Genomic DNA, 16,912 nt, shown 5'->3' with positions numbered 1-16,912 from the left:
CCTTAAGATTCTTCCCCATTCGAATCTATTTGTTGGTTGTCCTTCGAGTTTTCATCTTCTAAACGTTCTCTATTCTGCTGCCGTATGGCAGCCTTCTTGTTGCCGGCCAAGCTGCTCCGATTTACCGACGCAGCTGTGCCCACTCGATTTCCGGTTCGCTTGTCCACATTGGAGCGAGAGAGCTCTTTCAAACGCTTCTTTTCCTCCAGCTCATCGCGCCGGCGGAGAGCCTCATTGCGCTCTTCTCTGTCCACAATGCCATCCACCAGGAACTGCTGCAGTATGCTAAATATATTGCCGGCAATCCAGTATAATCCGAGACCCAGCGGCATGGTGATAACAAAAAATGCGGTCATAAATGGAAACACAATGTTCATAACCTTCATGGTCTGATTCTGTGGATTCTGTACCGCCTTGCCATCCTTAGCCGTCCGCTTAGTCCGCTTTTCATTGGCCCTCGTCGCAAGCCAGGAAGACAGCCAAGTGGTCACACCCGCCACAACCGGCCAAATAATGCCGGGGAAACCCCACCCGGGGGCCTCTGCCAAGTTAAAGAATAAAAAGTTGTTGATCTCCGCCTGCAAGCTCACATTCGCCTCAAAGGCGGCATTGCCGGCCAATCCGACGGCCTGTGTAAACTCAGTCCACTGCGTCTTTGACAGATGGTACAGAAAATCAATGACGGAGTTCTGCGTCTCCACATTAAACTTCTGGAGTCCCTGAACTACGCTCTTGAAAGCATCGCCATTGATCACATCGGCATAGCCGGGTTGTGCCATGACCTGCGCCGCCATGGATTCAAATATCGTTCCGATATCATTGATGTAAAAGGGAATGTTCCGCAGAATCTCATATAAAGCAAACAAAATTGGCATCTGGATCAAAAGGGGCAAGCAGCCGCTCATGGGATTCGCCTTGTTCTTCTTATAGAACTCCGACATCTCCATAGACATCTTTTGCTTGGATTCTGGGTCTGTTTTATTCTTATACTTGTCCTGGATCTTCTGAATCTTCGGCTGCAAACGCATCATCTTTCTGGATGACCGCTGCTGCTTTAACATCAGCGGCAGCATACAGGCTCGAACGATAAATGTAAATAAAATGATGGTGATACCGAGTGAGTGATCCACCGTTATCATCTGGATCAATTGGTATACCACACTGATAATCATGCTGAGTACAAAGGCCAAAGGCTTTAAGATAAAGTTACTCGTGGGCGCTAATATGGCAAAATCCACACGCACAGCTCCTCTCCGCTACAAACTTTCTGATCCGGTAAGCCTGTCCTATCCTATGGAACAGGATCATAGCCGCCCGGATGAAACGGATGGCATTTCAAGATTCGTTTAACTGCAAGATACGTCCCTTTAATGGCTCCATATTTTGTCACCGCCTCGTAAGCATAGGCCGAGCATGTCGGATAGAACCGGCAGCTAGGCGGTTTAAGAGGTGATATGCATTTGCGGTAAAAAGAAATTGCCATCAACAAGATTTTTTTCATTCTGAACCTTCTTTTCAAACGAAACGCAGGCTGGCCGGTTAGCCGTAAAAGCCACGCGTTTCCCCACAATCTTCGAAATCATTTCCCTATGCATTACCATTGCGAAGGACTCTCTGCTTGCCCGCAAGTCTCAGCAGCGATCTCTCCATATCTGTGCTCTTCTTATCCTTGGACGGCTTTCTCGCGATAATCACAAAATCATAGCCCTCCTGAAACTGCCGCTGATTCAGCCGGTAAGCCTCCTTAATGATGCGTTTAACCCTGCTTCGCACGACGCTATTTCCGATTTTCTTGCTGACTGTGATACCGAGCCGGTTCACATCCCCGCCGTTCTCCAAACAATATAAAACGATGCAGGCATCTGCCTTGGAGCGCCCTTCAGCGTAAACCTTGAGGAATTGTTGGTTCTTCAAACTTTGGATCATGGGGTCACCCTTGAAAAATACACGTGAGTAAAAGAAGGCCACATATCTGCGGCCCGTAACTTACGCGGTTAATACTTTTCTTCCCTTTGCTCTTCTTCTCGCCAATACCGCTCTACCAGATTTGGTCAGCATTCTTTTTCTAAAGCCGTGTTCTCTCTTGCGCTGTTTTACCTTCGGCTGATATGTCATTTTCATGGCTGTAATACACCTCCTTAATTGATACCCAATACATCCTGAATGTTGTAAACATCCATTTTAGAGCACTATTTTTATTATATGCAAAGTTTATAGCTTCGTCAAGCATTTTTTTCATAAAATTTTCATCCCCGCACTTGCTTCTCGAACCGAATTTTGCTATCATATAAAGTACCATCCTTCTACACGTTATTTGCCAGCTTATTCCAACTAAACCATGCAATGTCTTGTCTCCCATGGACTTATGCACAAAATGTGGATATCTTTGTGGATTACTCTTTTTTAAATTCCAATTTTTCTTTTATTTTCCGGTCTGCGGCAATGTGGAAAATTTTATTAACAGGGTGTGCGTATTTCTCCAAAGACAGATAATTGGAGAATTTACCGACTAGGAGGTTCAATCATGTTATACGACGCCGAATCAATTTATGAGGAAGTCAAAACAATCTTGGAATCAAAGCTGATGACTGTCACCTTTGATACATGGTTTCGGGATTTGGTTCCCGTTGCCGTGGAGGGAAAGACGTTAATCCTGCAGACGGACAAGCCATTGGCGAAAGACCTGATTCCAATGAGGTTTACCAAAGATATCGCTGACTGTTTTGCGCAGCTGAACTATGAGGATTTTACGTTCAAGATTATTAGTCCCGATGAGTATGACCCAGAAGCACAAAAAAAGGAAGATGACAGCCTTCATGCTTTGACACAGAAAGCGAATCTAAATCCACGCTACACCTTTGACAATTTTGTAGAAGGGGCCAACAACCGCCTGGCCTACGCTTCCTCTGTCGCCGTCGCAGATTATCCTGGCAATACGTATAATCCCCTCTTTGTGTGGGGTGGTTCCGGACTTGGCAAGACACATTTGATGCATTCCATCGGTCATCATATCTTAAAAAATGACCCGGCAAAGAAGGTACTGTATGTCTCCTCTGAAACCTTCATGAATGAGCTTATCAATTCCATCAGCAATAATACCAGCACAAAATTTCGAGATAAATACCGGCAGATCGATGTGCTCCTCATCGACGACATCCAGTTTTTAGGGGGAAAGGAAGGAACCCAGGACGAATTCTTTCACACCTTCAATACTCTGTACGAAGCCAATAAGCAGATCGTCATATCCGGAGACCGCCCGCCAGAAGAAATTGAGCGGCTGGAGGAGCGAATCCGCTCCCGCTTTAAATGGGGCTTGATCGTGGACATCAAACCGCCGGACTATGAGACCCGAGTCGCCATTTTGCAGAAGAAGGCAAAGATTAATGAATTAAATATTGATCTCTCCGTGCTGAGCTATATTGCGGATAACATTGCCTCCAATATTCGAGAGCTAGAGGGGGCTTTGACGAGGGTTGTGGCCTATGCGCGTCTCACCTGCCCCGGCAAAAACATAGACGTGGAGATGGCGCGGGAAGCGCTGAAGGACTTCACGGACAGCGATTCACAGAAGGCCATTACCGTCCATCGAATTATGGAGACTGTCTGTGAACGCTATAATTTGAGGATGGAGGATATGAAATCGAAAAAAAGGACAAAGGAACTGGCTTATCCCCGGCAGATTGCCATGTACATGTGCCGCAAGCTGACAGATGTACCATTGGCCAATATCGGAAAGGATTTTGGCGGGCGGGATCACACGACAGTCATCCATGCCTGCGAGAAAGTGACGGAAGATCTCAACGGCGATCACGGCGACGAGCTGAGGCGCTCTCTGGAGGATATTGAACGCCGTATCGTAGGGGAATAAATTGCTCACATTTTGATGTGGATACCCTGTGAATAGAGTCTGAATATACTGTGGATAAAGTAAGGAAATTAATGGAAAATGTGATAATTGTGGATAATTTGTCGAATAAAATCGAGTTTTCAACAGAGTTATTCGACCGAGTTTTTTCAGCATTCATTAGCCTTCCGACCACTTATCCCCAAATCCACAGCCCCTACTACTACTACTACTAAAAAGAATCTTAATTCTATTCTATTACACCGGCCTTCGAATTGTATCTCACTTATCCACATCCCCCACCGACCGAACCCGACACAATCCGGTCATATGAAATGCTCAAGTTTTCCCCCAATTGTCATATACTGTTACCACAATCCGCTAACTGCGGGTAAAACAAGTAAACAACCAACAGACAGAAAGGAGTCAACCACATGAATATCATTTGTAATAAAAATCAACTGGCAAAGGGAGTCGGAATTGTATCCAGAGCCGTCTCAGGAAAGACCACGCTTCCAATCTTGGAATGCATTTTATTGGACGCAACGTCCGGAGAATTTACCTTGATCGGGAATGACCTGGACATGGGAATCAAAACCGTTTTGGAGGCAAATATTAAAGAGCAAGGTACCATCGCGGTCAATGCAAAAATATTTAACGAGATCATCCGAAAACTGCCCGATGAAGATGTATCCATCGAGACGGACGAGCGAAATAACATTACAATCCGCTGTGCCAAATCCAAATTCAACATTCCTGGCCAGAGCAGCGCTGATTTTCCAGAGCTGCCAACCATCGAGAGCAACCATCAGCTGGTGCTCTCCCAGGGAATTTTTAAGAATATGATTCACGAGACAATCTTTTCCATTGCACCTGAGGACAGCGGGCGCCCCATCCTCACCGGTGAGCTCATCGATGTCAGGGATGGATATCTTCATCTGGTTGCCGTGGACGGATTCCGGATTTCCATGCGCAGGACGGAAGTAAACAGCGAGAATGACTTTAAAGTTACAGTTCCAGGCAAAGCATTGAACGAAATCCATAAGATTCTTGCATCGGAAGATGACGAGTTGATGACGGTGTCTTTCACAGGAAAACACATACTTTTCCAAATGAACGAAACTCTTGTTGTGACAAGGCTATTGGAAGGTGAATTTTTACAATATCAGCGAAATCTGAGTATGGATTTCACGTCTAAGATTCGAATCAATAAAAAAGATCTTTTAGACAGTATCGACAGAGCTGCGCTGATCAGCCGGGAGAGTAAAAATAGTCCAGTTCGATTGGAAATCGATAAAGAAAAAATGGTGATCACCTCCAATACGGAGTTAGGCAGCGCCTATGAAGAGGTACCGTTACAGCTTGAGGGCGAAGGGTTGACAATTGCCTTTAACCCGAAATATTATCTGGAAGCGCTTCGGGTCATCGAGGAGGAGGAAGTCTGCATTCTTTACTCATCATCGTTGACGCCCTGCATTATTCAAGATCCAGAAAAAGAAGACTATCAGTATTTTATTCTTCCCATTCGCCTTCATGCATAATTATGCATACTTAATAATTTGACGTGAGAAACGCCGCAAATGCGGTGATATGGAGGAAGCCATGACAATCTGTAAAATAAGGGGCGACTATATTCAATTGAATCAATTTCTGAAAAAAGAGAATGTGGCGTCCAGCGGCGGCGAGGCTAAGGTGATGATCCAAAATCAGATGGTATCTGTCAATGGCTCCATCGCCTTCGAGATCCGCAAAAAGTTGAGACCCGGCGATCGAGTCAAAGTGGAGGGCGCGGGCGAATATCTGTTGGAAGCGGAGTAGAGAGCGAAAAAAGGACGGTATACCCGTCTTTTTTCCATATAGGGAATGAAATTTGTCAGCGCATTTGATGACGGGGAGGTGGGACCGGAATGTACGTAAAACGCATTTTACTACAAAACTATCGAAATTATGAGTCGCTCAATTTGGATCTAACTCGAAACGTCAATATCCTTTGTGGCCTGAATGCTCAGGGGAAGACGAATTTGCTGGAGGCTATCTATTTTTGCGCAACAGGCCGGTCACATCGAACCGCGTATGATAAGGAATGCATCCGAGCTGGCGAGGAAGAGGCGTTGATCAAAATTCTCTATGAAAAGCACAGAGATGACACAATCGAGATTCATCTGCGAAAAAATGGCAGAAAATCCGTGGCGGTTAATGGATGTCCCGTGAAAAAAATCGACGATTTATTTGGCTGTTTTCATGTTGTCGTCTTTTCACCTGAGGATCTTTCGCTGATCAAAAGCGGGCCTGCGAGACGCCGCAAGTTTATGGATATTGAGATATGCCAATTGGATAGGGTGTATCTCCACAACCTTCAGCAATATCACAAGGTATTGAAGCAGCGCAATCAACTGTTAAAGGATCTCTATGGGAATCCTTCTCAGAGGGATAGCGTTTTCGCATGGGACACCCAGTTGGCAGAGTACGGAGCTAAGATTGCAAAGCGGCGAAAACAATTTTTGCAAACGCTTGACAGCTATACCCGCGACATCCATCAGCAGTTATCCCATGGCACAGAGCAGCTGGCTTTATCCTATGAGCAGGATGGTGAGGCAGACTCACAGTCTCTTTTAGATCGACTGACGCGCGGACTACAGAGAGATATCCGGCAGGGGAGCACTCAGATAGGACCCCACCGGGATGATATCCGCATTACAATTAATGGAACAGATGTGCGTGTTTTTGGATCGCAGGGGCAGCAGCGAACAGCAGCGCTTTCTATGAAGCTGGCGGAATTGAACATGGTCAAAAATGAAATCGGATATCCACCGGTTTTGTTATTGGATGATGTAATGTCGGAATTGGACTCGGAGCGCCAGCTACATTTGGTCCACTACATCGAGGAAAATCAGACGATTCTCACATGCACCGGCATTGAGGACAGCATTAAACAGATGCCAGCCGGAAGGATTTATCGGGTGGAACAAGGTCAAGTTCGAAAGGAGGTATAGCCGAATGCATCATTTTTTTGCCTACCTATCCCGCATGAAATATATAAAGCGCTGGGGGCTAATGAGGAACAGTCAGGAAGAGAATATACAGGAGCACAGTCTGCAAGTCGCTATGATCGCCCACAGTCTTGCCCTGATTGAGAACCGTCTTTTCGGGGGAGCGCTGGATCCGGATCATATTTGTGTCTTAGCAGTCTATCATGAGACTTCGGAGGTGATCACCGGGGATCTGGCGACGCCGATCAAATATTTTAACCCGAAGATCAGCCAAGCGTATAAAGAGATCGAGGGGATTGCCAATGAGAAAATGCTGTCCATGCTCCCGGAAGAGTTGAGACAGGATTACACCCCTCTGCTTAATCCGCCGGATAAGGCCTCATATGACCTCGTGAAGGCCGCTGACCGCATCAGTGCATATTGTAAGTGCCTGGAAGAAATGAAGGCCGGAAATCGCGAATTTGAGCGCGCCATGAATTCCATTCGGGAGTCCATTGACCAATTCCAACGTCCCTGCGTTCAATATTTCATGGACCATTTTATCGACAGCTTTTCGCTGACACTGGATGAATTGAATTGAGATAAGCTTTAAAATTGCCCAGATGCCTTGCCCGTCATCGTCTTTGGCGTTCGAGTTTTTGTTTTTGCTATGGAGTCAAGATATTGCTTGGGGATCTTAGAAAAACGTCGGACCGATGAATTTTACATTGTGTATGGCGATCTTGAATATGAAGTCACTGAATGCGGTATTCTATAATTGACAAGATACAGGAGTTGCGGTATAATAAAAAAAACGTGTGCGGGCACAGGGGGTATGTAGATGGCCATTACGATAAAAGAGATCGCGCAGAAGGCCGGCGTCTCCAGAGGAACCGTAGACCGTGCGCTCAATGGGCGTGGCGGTGTGAGCCCGGAGGTGGAGCGGAGAATTCTGGATATTGCCAATCTGTATGGATATAAACCCAATAAGCTGGCAAAGGCTCTGGCGACCAAGGCAAATCCAAGCAAAATAGGACTCATCAGCATTGAGAACATTTTTTTTGATCAGGTAATCGAAGGTGTCATCCGAGCGGAGGAAGAAATCTCCGATTTTGGCGTTACGGTTTGCCGCAGAATGATCAGGGGATACGACGCCAAGAGCCAGCTTGAGGCGATTAATTCCATGGTGTATCAGGAGAAGGTGGACGCGCTGGCAATCTCGCCGGTGAGTGACCGGCAGGTAATCGCGCGGTTAGCAGAGCTGGCGGCAGAAGGGTTTCCCATTGTAAATGTAAATATGGACGTACCATTTTCTAAAAAACTAGCCTATGTTGGCTGCGACTATTTTAAAAGTGGACGCACGGCGGCGGGACTCATGGGACTCATTACAGGAGAGCGCGCACAGGTGGGCATCATTTCTGGGTGTGGCAATGTGATGGGGCATACGCAGCGAGTCGAAGGTTTTATGAGCGTTGTGAAGAATGAGTATCCGGACATACAGGTAGTGGATATCGCGGATAGCTATGACGATGAACAGCGGTCCTACGATGCAGTTGAGGCAATGTTGCGTCAGCATCCACAGATCGACGCGCTGTGCTTTACCACAGGGGGGGCGGGCGGAGGTCTTAAGGCGGCTGAGGCTCTGCGCGGAAAAAGGCTTCGAATCGTTGCGTTTGATCAGACGCCGATAACGGAGCGATATCTCATGGATGGCCTAATCAAGGCAATTGTCTGCCAGCAGCCCAATGAACAGGGATATCAGGCGATACGGCTTTTATTTGAATACCTAATGGAAGGGGAAAGGCCCGCGTCACAGCAAGTTTTGACAGAGCTGACCATAAAAATAAAGCAGAGCATGGAGAGCGAAAGTAGAGGAGGAGCAAGATGATAAGCAAGAGTGTATTCGATCCAGAATTTGCAGACTATGGAAAAGTAGTGGAGGGATATGATTTTACTGCGCTGCTGGGGGTTTTGCGCCAAATCTCGCCAAAGCCGGAGGATGCGGTGATCTACGTCCCCAGTGTGGAGGAGTTGGAGGCACTTCCGGTCTGTCAGGAATTATCGGACAGAGCGTATGGTGGTATGCCTATCCAGATTGGCTACTGCAATGGCAGCAATACGAAGCTCAATAGTTTGGAGTACCACCGGGATAGTGAGATCAACATTGCGGATGACGATATGATTTTATTGCTGGGGCGTGAGCAGGATATCCAAAATGGACAGTATGATACAGCCAAGGTGAAAGCCTTCCGTGTGCCGAAAGGTTGCGCTGTAGAGGTGTACGCGACGACTTTGCACTACGCACCCTGTGAGGGAAACAGGGGAGCCGGATTTCGAGTCGTGGTTGTTCTCCCAAAGGGAACCAACACAGAGAAACCAGCCTTCACGCCGGTGTGCGAAGAAGACCGGTGGATGACAGCGCGAAATAAATGGCTGTTGACGCTTCCCGGCACCGAGGATGCAGAAAAAGGGGCTTATGTGGGATTGACCGGTGAGAACATCGATATTGAGTCCCATATCCGTTGACCCGGAGGAAGAGAGATGGAGAAAAAATTTGTCATTGGCATCGATATTGGCACATCTGGGTGCAAATGTATCGCGCTGAATCGAGACGGACAGATTCTCGGGTCCGCGTTAAAGGAGTACCCGCTGTATCAGCCCAAGGCCGGATGGACAGAGCAGAATCCGGAGGATTGGTGGTGTGCTGCAGCTGAGGGATGTAGGGACATCATGGAGACGATGCAGGATGCGGAGTGTGCCGGGGTGAGTTTTTCCGGACAAATGCACGGGATGGTTGCCCTTGATGCCAACCATCGGCCAGTACGGCCCTCAATCTTATGGAACGACCAGAGAACACAGAAGCAGTGCGACGAGATAACAGAGTTGGCGGGTGGACTGAAATCTCTGCTTGACTATACGAATAATCGTATGTTGACAGGGTACACAGGGGGCAAGATTCTGTGGATGAAAGAGGAGGAACCGGAGAATTACGCAAGGACGAAAGTCATTATCAACCCGAAGGATTACATACGATATAAGTTGACAGGCGTGATCTGCACGGAGGTCTCCGACGCATCAGGGTACGGTCTATTTAATGTGGAGAGACGAGAATGGGCATGGGAGCTCATTGAAAAGATTGGGATTGAGCGAGGACTGTTCCCATCCTGTGTGGAGTCCACCGAGCAGACTGGCGCCGTGACAGAAGAGGCGGCTCGGGAGTGTGGAATCCCAGCGGGGACAAAGGTATATGGCGGCGGCGGGGACGCGGTGATCTCAACAACAGGGATGGGACTCGTCCAGCCGGGAAAAGTCGGCGTAACGTTAGGCACATCAGGCGTGGTCGCCATGGGGCTTCCCTCCTACATGCCCAATCCCGATGGAAAGCTACAGTTATTTTGCAACAATAAACCGGGAACATGGCACGCCATGGGAGTGACATTGGCAGCAGCGGGATCCTATCAATGGTTCCGGGATGCGCTGGGTAGCCACGAGCTGGCAAGGCAGGAGGCGGAGGGCATCGATGCATATCGCTTGTTGGATGAGGAGGCAAAGGCAGTAGCTCCAGGGTCTGAAGGGCTGATCTACCTGCCCTATCTGACAGGGGAGAGGTGTCCGCTGAATGACCCCAATGCAAAAGGTGGTTTTATCGGCGTCACATCTCTTCACAGAAAGGGGCATTTTGCCAGAGCTGTCCTGGAGGGAGTCGGCTTCTCCCTTAGACAAGTGTATGAACTCATTATGTCAGTCAATTCGGGCACGCCCACGGAGATTATAGTATCGGGCGGTGGCGCAAAAAGTCCCCTGTGGAGGCAGATTTTAGCCGATATCTTTCAGCTTCCCGTACACACAGTCTACGGGTCTGCTGAAGGAGGAGCTTTCGGTGCTGCCTTAGTGGCTGGGACCGGGTGTGGACTGTGGGATAGTATGGAGGAAGCCATGGAGTTGGCGAGACCGGACAGCGAGATTCTTCCAAGAGCGGAGTATAAGGAACTGTATGGGGAATTATTTTTGAAATATACGAAACTGTACGGCAGCCTAAAATGGTTTTTTGATGAAATACAATAAATTGCCGCAAAAAGCGACAGAGTGGAGGGTAAGGATGAATAATATTCCATGTGTTAAGCTAGGGATTGTGTCGGTGAGCCGAGATTGTTTTCCCATCAGCTTAAGCGAAAGAAGGCGCCGCGATGTGGTGAGCGCATGTCAGACGGCAGGCATTGAGATTTTCGAAGCTCCTACCTGTGTCGAGAATGAGAGAGATTCAGTGAAAGCGCTGGCGGAAGTCCAGGAGGCAGGTGTCAACGCCTTGATCGTGTTCCTTGGCAATTTTGGTCCGGAGAGCTCGGAGACAATTTTGGCCCAGCGCTTCCAAGGCCCTGTCATGTTTGTAGCGGCGGCGGAAGAAACGGGCGAGGACCTGTATGACGGCCGCGGCGACGCGTACTGCGGTATGCTCAACTGCTCCTATAATCTGGCCCTTAGGGGAGTCCGAGCCTATATTCCAGAATACCCTGTGGGGACAGCAACGGATATCGTGTCCATGATTCAGGACTTCATCCCTGTTGCCCGCGCGGTCATTGGACTGAGCAAACTGAAGGTCTTTAGTTTTGGCCCCAGGCCCCAGGATTTTATGGCCTGCAATGCGCCGATTCAGCCATTGTTTGACCTGGGTGTAGAAATTCAGGAAAATTCCGAGTTGGATTTGCTGGTCGCCTATCGCCAGCACGAGAAGGATCCCCGCATTGAAGGGATTGCCAAAGAGATGGCGGAGGAGATCGGCTCCCAAAATCCCTACGCCGGTATCTTGCCAAAGTTGGCCCAGTATGAGATCACGCTGATGGACTGGGCGGAGGCCAATAGAGGATCCCGCGAATACTTTGTATTCGCCAATAAATGCTGGCCCGCTTTTCAGACGGAATTTGGATTTGTCCCCTGCTATGTCAATTCTAGGCTGGCGGCTAAGGGATACCCTGTCAGCTGCGAAGTCGATATCTTCGGGGCTGTCAGCGAGTATATTGGAGTCTGTATTGCCAATGACGCGGTTACGCTGTTGGATATTAACAATTCTGTTCCCAAAGATATGTACGATGCGGACATTGCCGGCAAGTATGCGTACACGCTCCAAGATGTCTTTATGGGATTCCACTGCGGAAACACCCCGGTCTGTAAGCTGAAGAAGGCCAACATGAGCTATCAGAGAATCATGAAGCGGTCTCTGGAGCCGGATTCGGAGCCCAATATCACCCGCGGTACTATGGAGGGCGATCTTGTTGACGGAGAGATCACCTTCTATCGTTTACAGGGCAATGCAAGAGGAAAATTGACGGCCTATGTGGCGCAGGGGGAAGTTTTGCCTGTGGCGACACGCTCTTTTGGAGGGATCGGTATTTTTGCAATCCAAGAGATGGGACGTTTCTATCGCCATGTTCTAATTGAGAAGAATTATCCCCATCACGGAGCGGTGGTCTTCGGACACTACGGAAAGGCGATCTATTCTGTACTTCGCTATCTGGGAGTGGAGGATATCTCCTTCAATCAGCCAAGTGGAATGTTGTATAAGACAGAAAATCCTTTTGCATAAAGATGGAGAGAGGACGCGCCCCCGTATGGCAACCGGACATTGCCTTACGGGGGCGCTTTTTCATCCAATAGGAAAGTCCGCCGTGAGGCGGACCTAGATTCGAAGAACCGAAGGTTTTTATGTCTAACACAGCAAGACCCACACTAGATACCAGATGATCAACAGTAGGAGTATTACCGGCGCAAAAGAAGTGAGTATGATTCCACCGGAGGCTAAAGGCAGCAGCCATCCAGCCCGGTCGGCCACGATAACGATGAGGGATAAGGCAGCGGTGGTGAGAAAGGCATTGGTGATGTTGCGCCCAACGGTGTTGTGGAACAGAAAGTCCCATAAACAGGTAAAAACAGGATTTGTAAAAAAGGCAACCGTCTTAAAGATTATTTTGAGGGCCATGAAGACCATTACAGTAGCGAGTAGAATCAATAGAACCACCGGCGCCCATTTGGCAAAGCTATGGGAGAGATAGCGGCGCATCAGATAGTCTACCCCATAGTTTGCTGCCAGGCCGACGGCTACGATGACACACTGCCAGAAATACCAGATGAAAAAGTGAGCGAACCAGGAACCGCCCCCAGACTTTAAAAACCGGTTAAAAAGATCCTGAAGCATATTGATGATAAAGGCAAGTAGAAACATCTGAGCTGCCTCTAAGAGGAAGGCAGAGAAACTAGTGCGCATCATGACAAAAATACTAGTGGCATCGCTGACTTCGCCTAGAAATGGGAGACAGCTCAAGAGTACTTTTGACGGACCTTCCGCCCCCATGGCGCAGATGCTGATGACGTAGATAAACAGGATCGCAAAGCAGGCGGCGGCTGAGCGGGGAATACTTTTCACCGCGCCACAGGCAAAGCGAAGGATTGCGCCCAGGACGAATATTGCCAAGGCAAAGCATAACAGATAAGTGTACGGCGGCTGAAACAGCTCCCGTAGAAATTTTGTGACTGTTTCCATGGGAAGACCTCTTCTGGTTGATTTTATGTATATACTGTTCCTAGCAAAAGGAAAAGAAAGACCGGTTATTAAGGATGAATCCATGGGATAGTCCTCCAAATAACCGGGAAGATCACAGCGTGTAATAAACGCTTATGTATACTTTTTTGTAGGAGTCTAAACTTTGCTCAGCGCTTAAGAACACGCAACCGCCTGTGCACGGGAATAAATCTCTTGCCGCTTTGCAAGATATTCAGCATAGTCCTGTTTCCATTTTGGCCTAGCAGAAGCGGCCAGAATCGTTTTCACCAGCATGTAAACTCCAGGGATGGTGCAGAGCATGAAACCAATGAAAATCTTTAGGACGCTGTACCCAGTGGGACAATCCCCTGGGTAGGGAACACTATTAAATTCATTCTCAAGTGCCTTTAACTCTGCGTAATGTGGAACATTTGCCGGATCTCTCTGAAACGTAAGCTTAATGTAGTGGGTCGTTGTAGTCACACTGTTGATTGTGTCACCAAAACCCTGTTCCAGATGACTTTCCGTATCGCGAACTTCCTGTGTGCTGAAAAGTTCCCAGCCAAAGGTCTGCCAGATCTCAATGAGATCCGATTCACTCTCCGGGGCGCAGGTGAGCGATTTAGTTTCTTTTGCCATACTAAAAACTCCTCTCTTAGGTTTATCTGGCCAGCCCTGTTTCACAAAGCAGACTTTTTGAAACAGATATGCTATAATAATCTGTGCATTACTATTGGCTGGGTACATGAGAGGAAGGCTTGCGCTGTTGTTGCATTTCAAAAAGTCTACCCTTTGCAACAATTTTCTTTGTCCTGAATTTCTTTTTGGCACTTGATCTCTTGGCATCTTCGATAAAAAGTGGAATGGCTCATGTGCAGCTCTGTCGCCGCGTCTCTGAGAGAAATATGCCCTTGACTCCAACGCTCGTAATACCGTTCAAATGCTTCTGGAAGTTCCGCTCGTTTGGATCCAAATTTAACTCCGCGAGCCTTGGCAGCTGCGATTCCTTCTGCCTGCCGCTGCTTTATAAAGCAGCGCTCCGTCTCAGCGACATACGCTAAAATTTGTAGCACTAAATCGGAGATAAAGATTCCTGTCAGATCGGCATGGCAAGAATCGGTATTCAGTAGCGGCATATCGAGGACTCGAATGTTAGCGCCGATTTCTTTTGTAATGGTTCGCCATTGCTCTAAAATTTCACCGTAGTTTCTCCCTAGCCGGTCAATACTTTTGATAATCATAAGATCGCCCCGCTTTAATCGCAATAGCATTTTTCTGTATTGTGGCCTCAAAAAATTGCTGCCAGACATTCGATCCACGTAGATGTTCCGCTGCTGGATCTGGTATTCCTGTAAAGCAATAAACTGCCGTTCGGGGTTTTGATCCTTTGCGGACACACGAATATATCCGTATTTTTCCATAATCTTTCCTCCACAGTATAGAGTAGCATTACTATTATACAGGGATTACGGCGATGGAGAAGAGAGGGCTACCCTTCACAGTCCTTCCGATACTGGCTCGGCGTCTGATGCATGACATGGAGAAAGACTTTAGAAAAATAATTCTGATCTGTAAAGCCACACAGAGTTGCGATCTCGTGGATGGGTTTATCCGTCATGCGGAGCAGATTCGTGGCGGTCTCAATCCGAATTTGCGTCAAATACTGATTGATGGTTACGCCGTATTTCTTCTTAAAGGTGCCGAGAAGCGTTCCCCGGCTACAGAAAAAATGGCGGCACAGCAGATCGATGGAAAGTTTCTCCATGTAATGGGTGGTCAGAAAAATTTTGATATCATGGGCTAAGTTTGTTTTCGACAGGACAAAGCGGTGACTGAGAGTAATGTACTCCGCACAGATATCCATAATGTTGATACAGGAAAGAATCTGACTTTTGGTGCGGGCAGGTACTTGAGAGATGGCGTCTAGGAGCCTCTGTTTGTCCGGTACATAGGGGCTAGCGGACTCGTAGACTGCCCTTGGACTATCGGACAGGGTATCCAGACATTGGCCCATCATGAGATATCCGGCAAGGGTACCAAAGTTATAGAGAGGGGCAACAGCCTCATACAGGCCAAATTTGCAGTGGTATACATAAACCTGTTTGCTTTCCTGAAGCTTAGTGAAGGCGGCCAGATCATTGGCGACACAGATCTTTCTGGCTTCTTGATTTTGCTGTAGAAGTTTGCAGAAGGGACCTAACTCGTTGGGATAGGCCGCAATTTCCCTGAAATCAGTGTCATGGACAGAAATACGGAACCCTGATATGTTGTGAAGTTCCTTCAAGACATCTGCTAATTCGATGGGATGTTCCATGTGATACCCCCCAAATGCCAAATTAAGGAGAAAAATTGAATTTATACGAATTTACTAATGATTATACTATAATTTCTAGAAATTGCAAGAGGGACTTCGTATAATGAGAGATACGAGTGGGAGGAGGCGCAGGATTATGACGCGAGAGGAACGGTGCAAAAAGGTCAGCGAAGCGGTGGAAAATATTGCGTTTGAAGGGACATGTCTCGAAGTGCGGCCCTATGGGAGCGGTCATATCAACGATACGTTTCTTGTCGTGACACAAAAACCAGATGGAGCGACGCAGAAGTGGATTTTACAGAGGATTAACCATGAGATCTTTACCAATCCAAAGGAGCTTATGGACAATATATCCAGCGTGACGGCATATCTCAAGAAGGAGATTGAAAGAAATGGCGGGGATCCGCTGCGGGAGACTCTAACCATTATTCCCGCGCTGGATGGCGGCGCGTATTACTGTGACAGCAATGGGAGCTATTGGAGGGGTTATGCGTTTATTCAGGATGCCACTACCTATGATATGGCCACACCGGAACTCTTCTATGAAAGTGCTGTCGCTTTTGGCCATTTTCAAAATATGCTGGCCGCATATCCTGCCGGCTCACTCCATGAGACCATTGCAAATTTTCACAATACACCGCTGCGGTATGAGGCTTTGGAGGAGGCTGTCGCAGCGGACGTCTGCGGACGTGTGAAGGAAGTAGCGGCGGAAATCGCTTTTTGGCGAGAGCGCAAGGAGGATACCAGGCTTCTTTTGGACCGACATGCCAGCGGAGCATTGCCCCTTCGGGTAACCCACAACGATACGAAGCTCAACAATGTGATGATCGATACAAAGACCGGTAAGGGAATTTGTGTCATCGACCTGGATACGGTAATGCCAGGATTCTCCGTGAATGATTTTGGAGATTCCATTCGATTTGGAGCCAGCACTGCGGCAGAGGATGAGCCAGACTTGGATAAGGTGTCCATGGATTTGGAGCGGTTTGCCATGTATACAAAAGGATTCCTGGAGGGTTGTGCTGGACGGTTGACGGAGGAAGAGCGCCGGCTTCTTCCGGCGGGCGCCAGAATGATGACCATGGAGTGTGGCATCCGCTTTTTAACAGACTATTTGCAGGGCGATACGTATTTTCGTGTCCACCGGGACCGGCAGAACTTGGATCGCTGCCGTACCCAGATGAAGTTGGTGGCGGATATGGAGACAAAATGGACGGCTATGCAGGACATCGTGGGGCGCTATTAAAGGG

At 48.0% G+C, this 16,912-nt stretch carries 19 protein-coding genes; 10 read left to right on the top strand and 9 right to left on the bottom strand.

What is annotated here, in order from left to right; translation table 11 throughout:
• Nucleotides 1–2 precede the first annotated feature (2 nt).
• The 5 genes from H8730_RS12035 to H8730_RS12015 all read right to left on the bottom strand — a co-directional run bounded on the left by H8730_RS12035 (nucleotide 3) and on the right by H8730_RS12015 (nucleotide 2,287).
• Nucleotides 3–1,238, bottom strand: a complete 1,236-nt coding sequence (locus tag H8730_RS12035; RefSeq protein WP_177714613.1) for a membrane protein insertase YidC — start codon at nucleotides 1,236–1,238, stop codon at nucleotides 3–5.
• A 53-nt stretch (nucleotides 1,239–1,291) separates the two neighbouring features.
• Nucleotides 1,292–1,501 (bottom strand): membrane protein insertion efficiency factor YidD, encoded by a 210-nt coding sequence (gene yidD, locus H8730_RS12030; RefSeq protein ID WP_177714611.1) that lies wholly within the window; start codon nucleotides 1,499–1,501, stop codon nucleotides 1,292–1,294.
• A gap of 86 nt (nucleotides 1,502–1,587) precedes the next feature.
• Nucleotides 1,588–1,926 carry a ribonuclease P protein component gene (gene rnpA / locus H8730_RS12025; RefSeq protein WP_177714609.1) on the bottom strand — a complete coding sequence of 113 codons (339 nt, stop codon included), beginning with the start codon at nucleotides 1,924–1,926 and terminating at the stop codon, nucleotides 1,588–1,590.
• 60 nt (nucleotides 1,927–1,986) lie between these two features.
• Nucleotides 1,987–2,121 carry a 50S ribosomal protein L34 gene (rpmH, locus tag H8730_RS12020; RefSeq protein WP_177714607.1) on the bottom strand — a complete coding sequence of 45 codons (135 nt, stop codon included), beginning with the start codon at nucleotides 2,119–2,121 and terminating at the stop codon, nucleotides 1,987–1,989.
• Nucleotides 2,066–2,287, bottom strand: coding sequence for a hypothetical protein (locus H8730_RS12015; protein ID WP_177714589.1), 222 nt, complete (start codon nucleotides 2,285–2,287; stop codon nucleotides 2,066–2,068). Before H8730_RS12015 ends, rpmH begins: the two co-directional genes overlap by 56 nt.
• Before the next feature lie 237 nt (nucleotides 2,288–2,524).
• Here H8730_RS12015 and dnaA point away from each other — a divergent pair, with 237 nt between their 5' ends.
• The 9 genes from dnaA to H8730_RS11970 all read left to right on the top strand — a co-directional run bounded on the left by dnaA (nucleotide 2,525) and on the right by H8730_RS11970 (nucleotide 12,394).
• Nucleotides 2,525–3,868, top strand: coding sequence for a chromosomal replication initiator protein DnaA (gene dnaA, locus H8730_RS12010; protein WP_177714605.1), 1,344 nt, complete (start codon nucleotides 2,525–2,527; stop codon nucleotides 3,866–3,868).
• Nucleotides 3,869–4,278: 410 nt separating this feature from the next.
• Complete coding sequence (gene dnaN / locus H8730_RS12005) at nucleotides 4,279–5,385, top strand: DNA polymerase III subunit beta (RefSeq protein WP_177714603.1); 1,107 nt, start codon at nucleotides 4,279–4,281, stop codon at nucleotides 5,383–5,385.
• A 61-nt stretch (nucleotides 5,386–5,446) separates the two neighbouring features.
• Nucleotides 5,447–5,662, top strand: coding sequence for an RNA-binding S4 domain-containing protein (locus tag H8730_RS12000; RefSeq protein ID WP_177714602.1), 216 nt, complete (start codon nucleotides 5,447–5,449; stop codon nucleotides 5,660–5,662).
• An 89-nt stretch (nucleotides 5,663–5,751) separates the two neighbouring features.
• A complete protein-coding gene (gene recF, locus H8730_RS11995; RefSeq protein WP_177714600.1) occupies nucleotides 5,752–6,837 on the top strand; it encodes a DNA replication/repair protein RecF in 1,086 nt (361 codons plus the stop codon).
• Nucleotides 6,838–6,841: 4 nt separating this feature from the next.
• Nucleotides 6,842–7,414, top strand: a complete 573-nt coding sequence (gene yfbR / locus H8730_RS11990; protein WP_177714598.1) for a 5'-deoxynucleotidase — start codon at nucleotides 6,842–6,844, stop codon at nucleotides 7,412–7,414.
• Between the two features lie 240 nt (nucleotides 7,415–7,654).
• Complete coding sequence (locus H8730_RS11985; RefSeq protein ID WP_177714596.1) at nucleotides 7,655–8,701, top strand: LacI family DNA-binding transcriptional regulator; 1,047 nt, start codon at nucleotides 7,655–7,657, stop codon at nucleotides 8,699–8,701.
• Entirely contained in the window at nucleotides 8,698–9,339 is a 642-nt protein-coding gene (locus H8730_RS11980) for a DUF4867 family protein (RefSeq protein WP_177714594.1), read from the top strand. Before H8730_RS11985 ends, H8730_RS11980 begins: the two co-directional genes overlap by 4 nt.
• A 15-nt stretch (nucleotides 9,340–9,354) precedes the next feature.
• Nucleotides 9,355–10,878: a xylulokinase gene (gene xylB, locus H8730_RS11975; RefSeq protein WP_177714592.1), complete on the top strand. Its 1,524-nt coding sequence runs from the start codon at nucleotides 9,355–9,357 to the stop codon at nucleotides 10,876–10,878.
• A gap of 34 nt (nucleotides 10,879–10,912) precedes the next feature.
• Nucleotides 10,913–12,394, top strand: coding sequence for an L-fucose/L-arabinose isomerase family protein (locus H8730_RS11970; protein ID WP_177714591.1), 1,482 nt, complete (start codon nucleotides 10,913–10,915; stop codon nucleotides 12,392–12,394).
• Between the two features lie 123 nt (nucleotides 12,395–12,517).
• Here the strand turns inward: H8730_RS11970 and H8730_RS11965 are convergent, their stop codons facing one another.
• From H8730_RS11965 to H8730_RS11950, 4 genes are all read right to left on the bottom strand, one after another.
• Nucleotides 12,518–13,348, bottom strand: coding sequence for a hypothetical protein (locus H8730_RS11965; RefSeq protein ID WP_177717235.1), 831 nt, complete (start codon nucleotides 13,346–13,348; stop codon nucleotides 12,518–12,520).
• A 174-nt stretch (nucleotides 13,349–13,522) separates the two neighbouring features.
• On the bottom strand, nucleotides 13,523–13,987 hold the full coding sequence (locus H8730_RS11960; RefSeq protein WP_177717233.1) for a hypothetical protein: 465 nt from the start codon (nucleotides 13,985–13,987) through the stop codon (nucleotides 13,523–13,525).
• A 146-nt stretch (nucleotides 13,988–14,133) separates the two neighbouring features.
• Nucleotides 14,134–14,769 carry a recombinase family protein gene (locus H8730_RS11955; RefSeq protein ID WP_177717231.1) on the bottom strand — a complete coding sequence of 212 codons (636 nt, stop codon included), beginning with the start codon at nucleotides 14,767–14,769 and terminating at the stop codon, nucleotides 14,134–14,136.
• A gap of 68 nt (nucleotides 14,770–14,837) precedes the next feature.
• Nucleotides 14,838–15,662 (bottom strand): PocR ligand-binding domain-containing protein, encoded by an 825-nt coding sequence (locus H8730_RS11950; protein WP_177717228.1) that lies wholly within the window; start codon nucleotides 15,660–15,662, stop codon nucleotides 14,838–14,840.
• Nucleotides 15,663–15,798: 136 nt separating this feature from the next.
• Here H8730_RS11950 and H8730_RS11945 point away from each other — a divergent pair, with 136 nt between their 5' ends.
• Entirely contained in the window at nucleotides 15,799–16,908 is a 1,110-nt protein-coding gene (locus tag H8730_RS11945; RefSeq protein ID WP_177717225.1) for a phosphotransferase enzyme family protein, read from the top strand.
• The last annotated feature ends 4 nt before the right edge of the window (nucleotides 16,909–16,912 follow it).

This window comes from Bianquea renquensis (assembly GCF_014384895.1).
Taxonomy (GTDB): domain Bacteria; phylum Bacillota; class Clostridia; order Lachnospirales; family Bianqueaceae; genus Bianquea; species Bianquea renquensis.
Note: the sequence above shows the minus strand (reverse complement) of the source record. Positions and strands in the feature narration are given on the sequence as shown.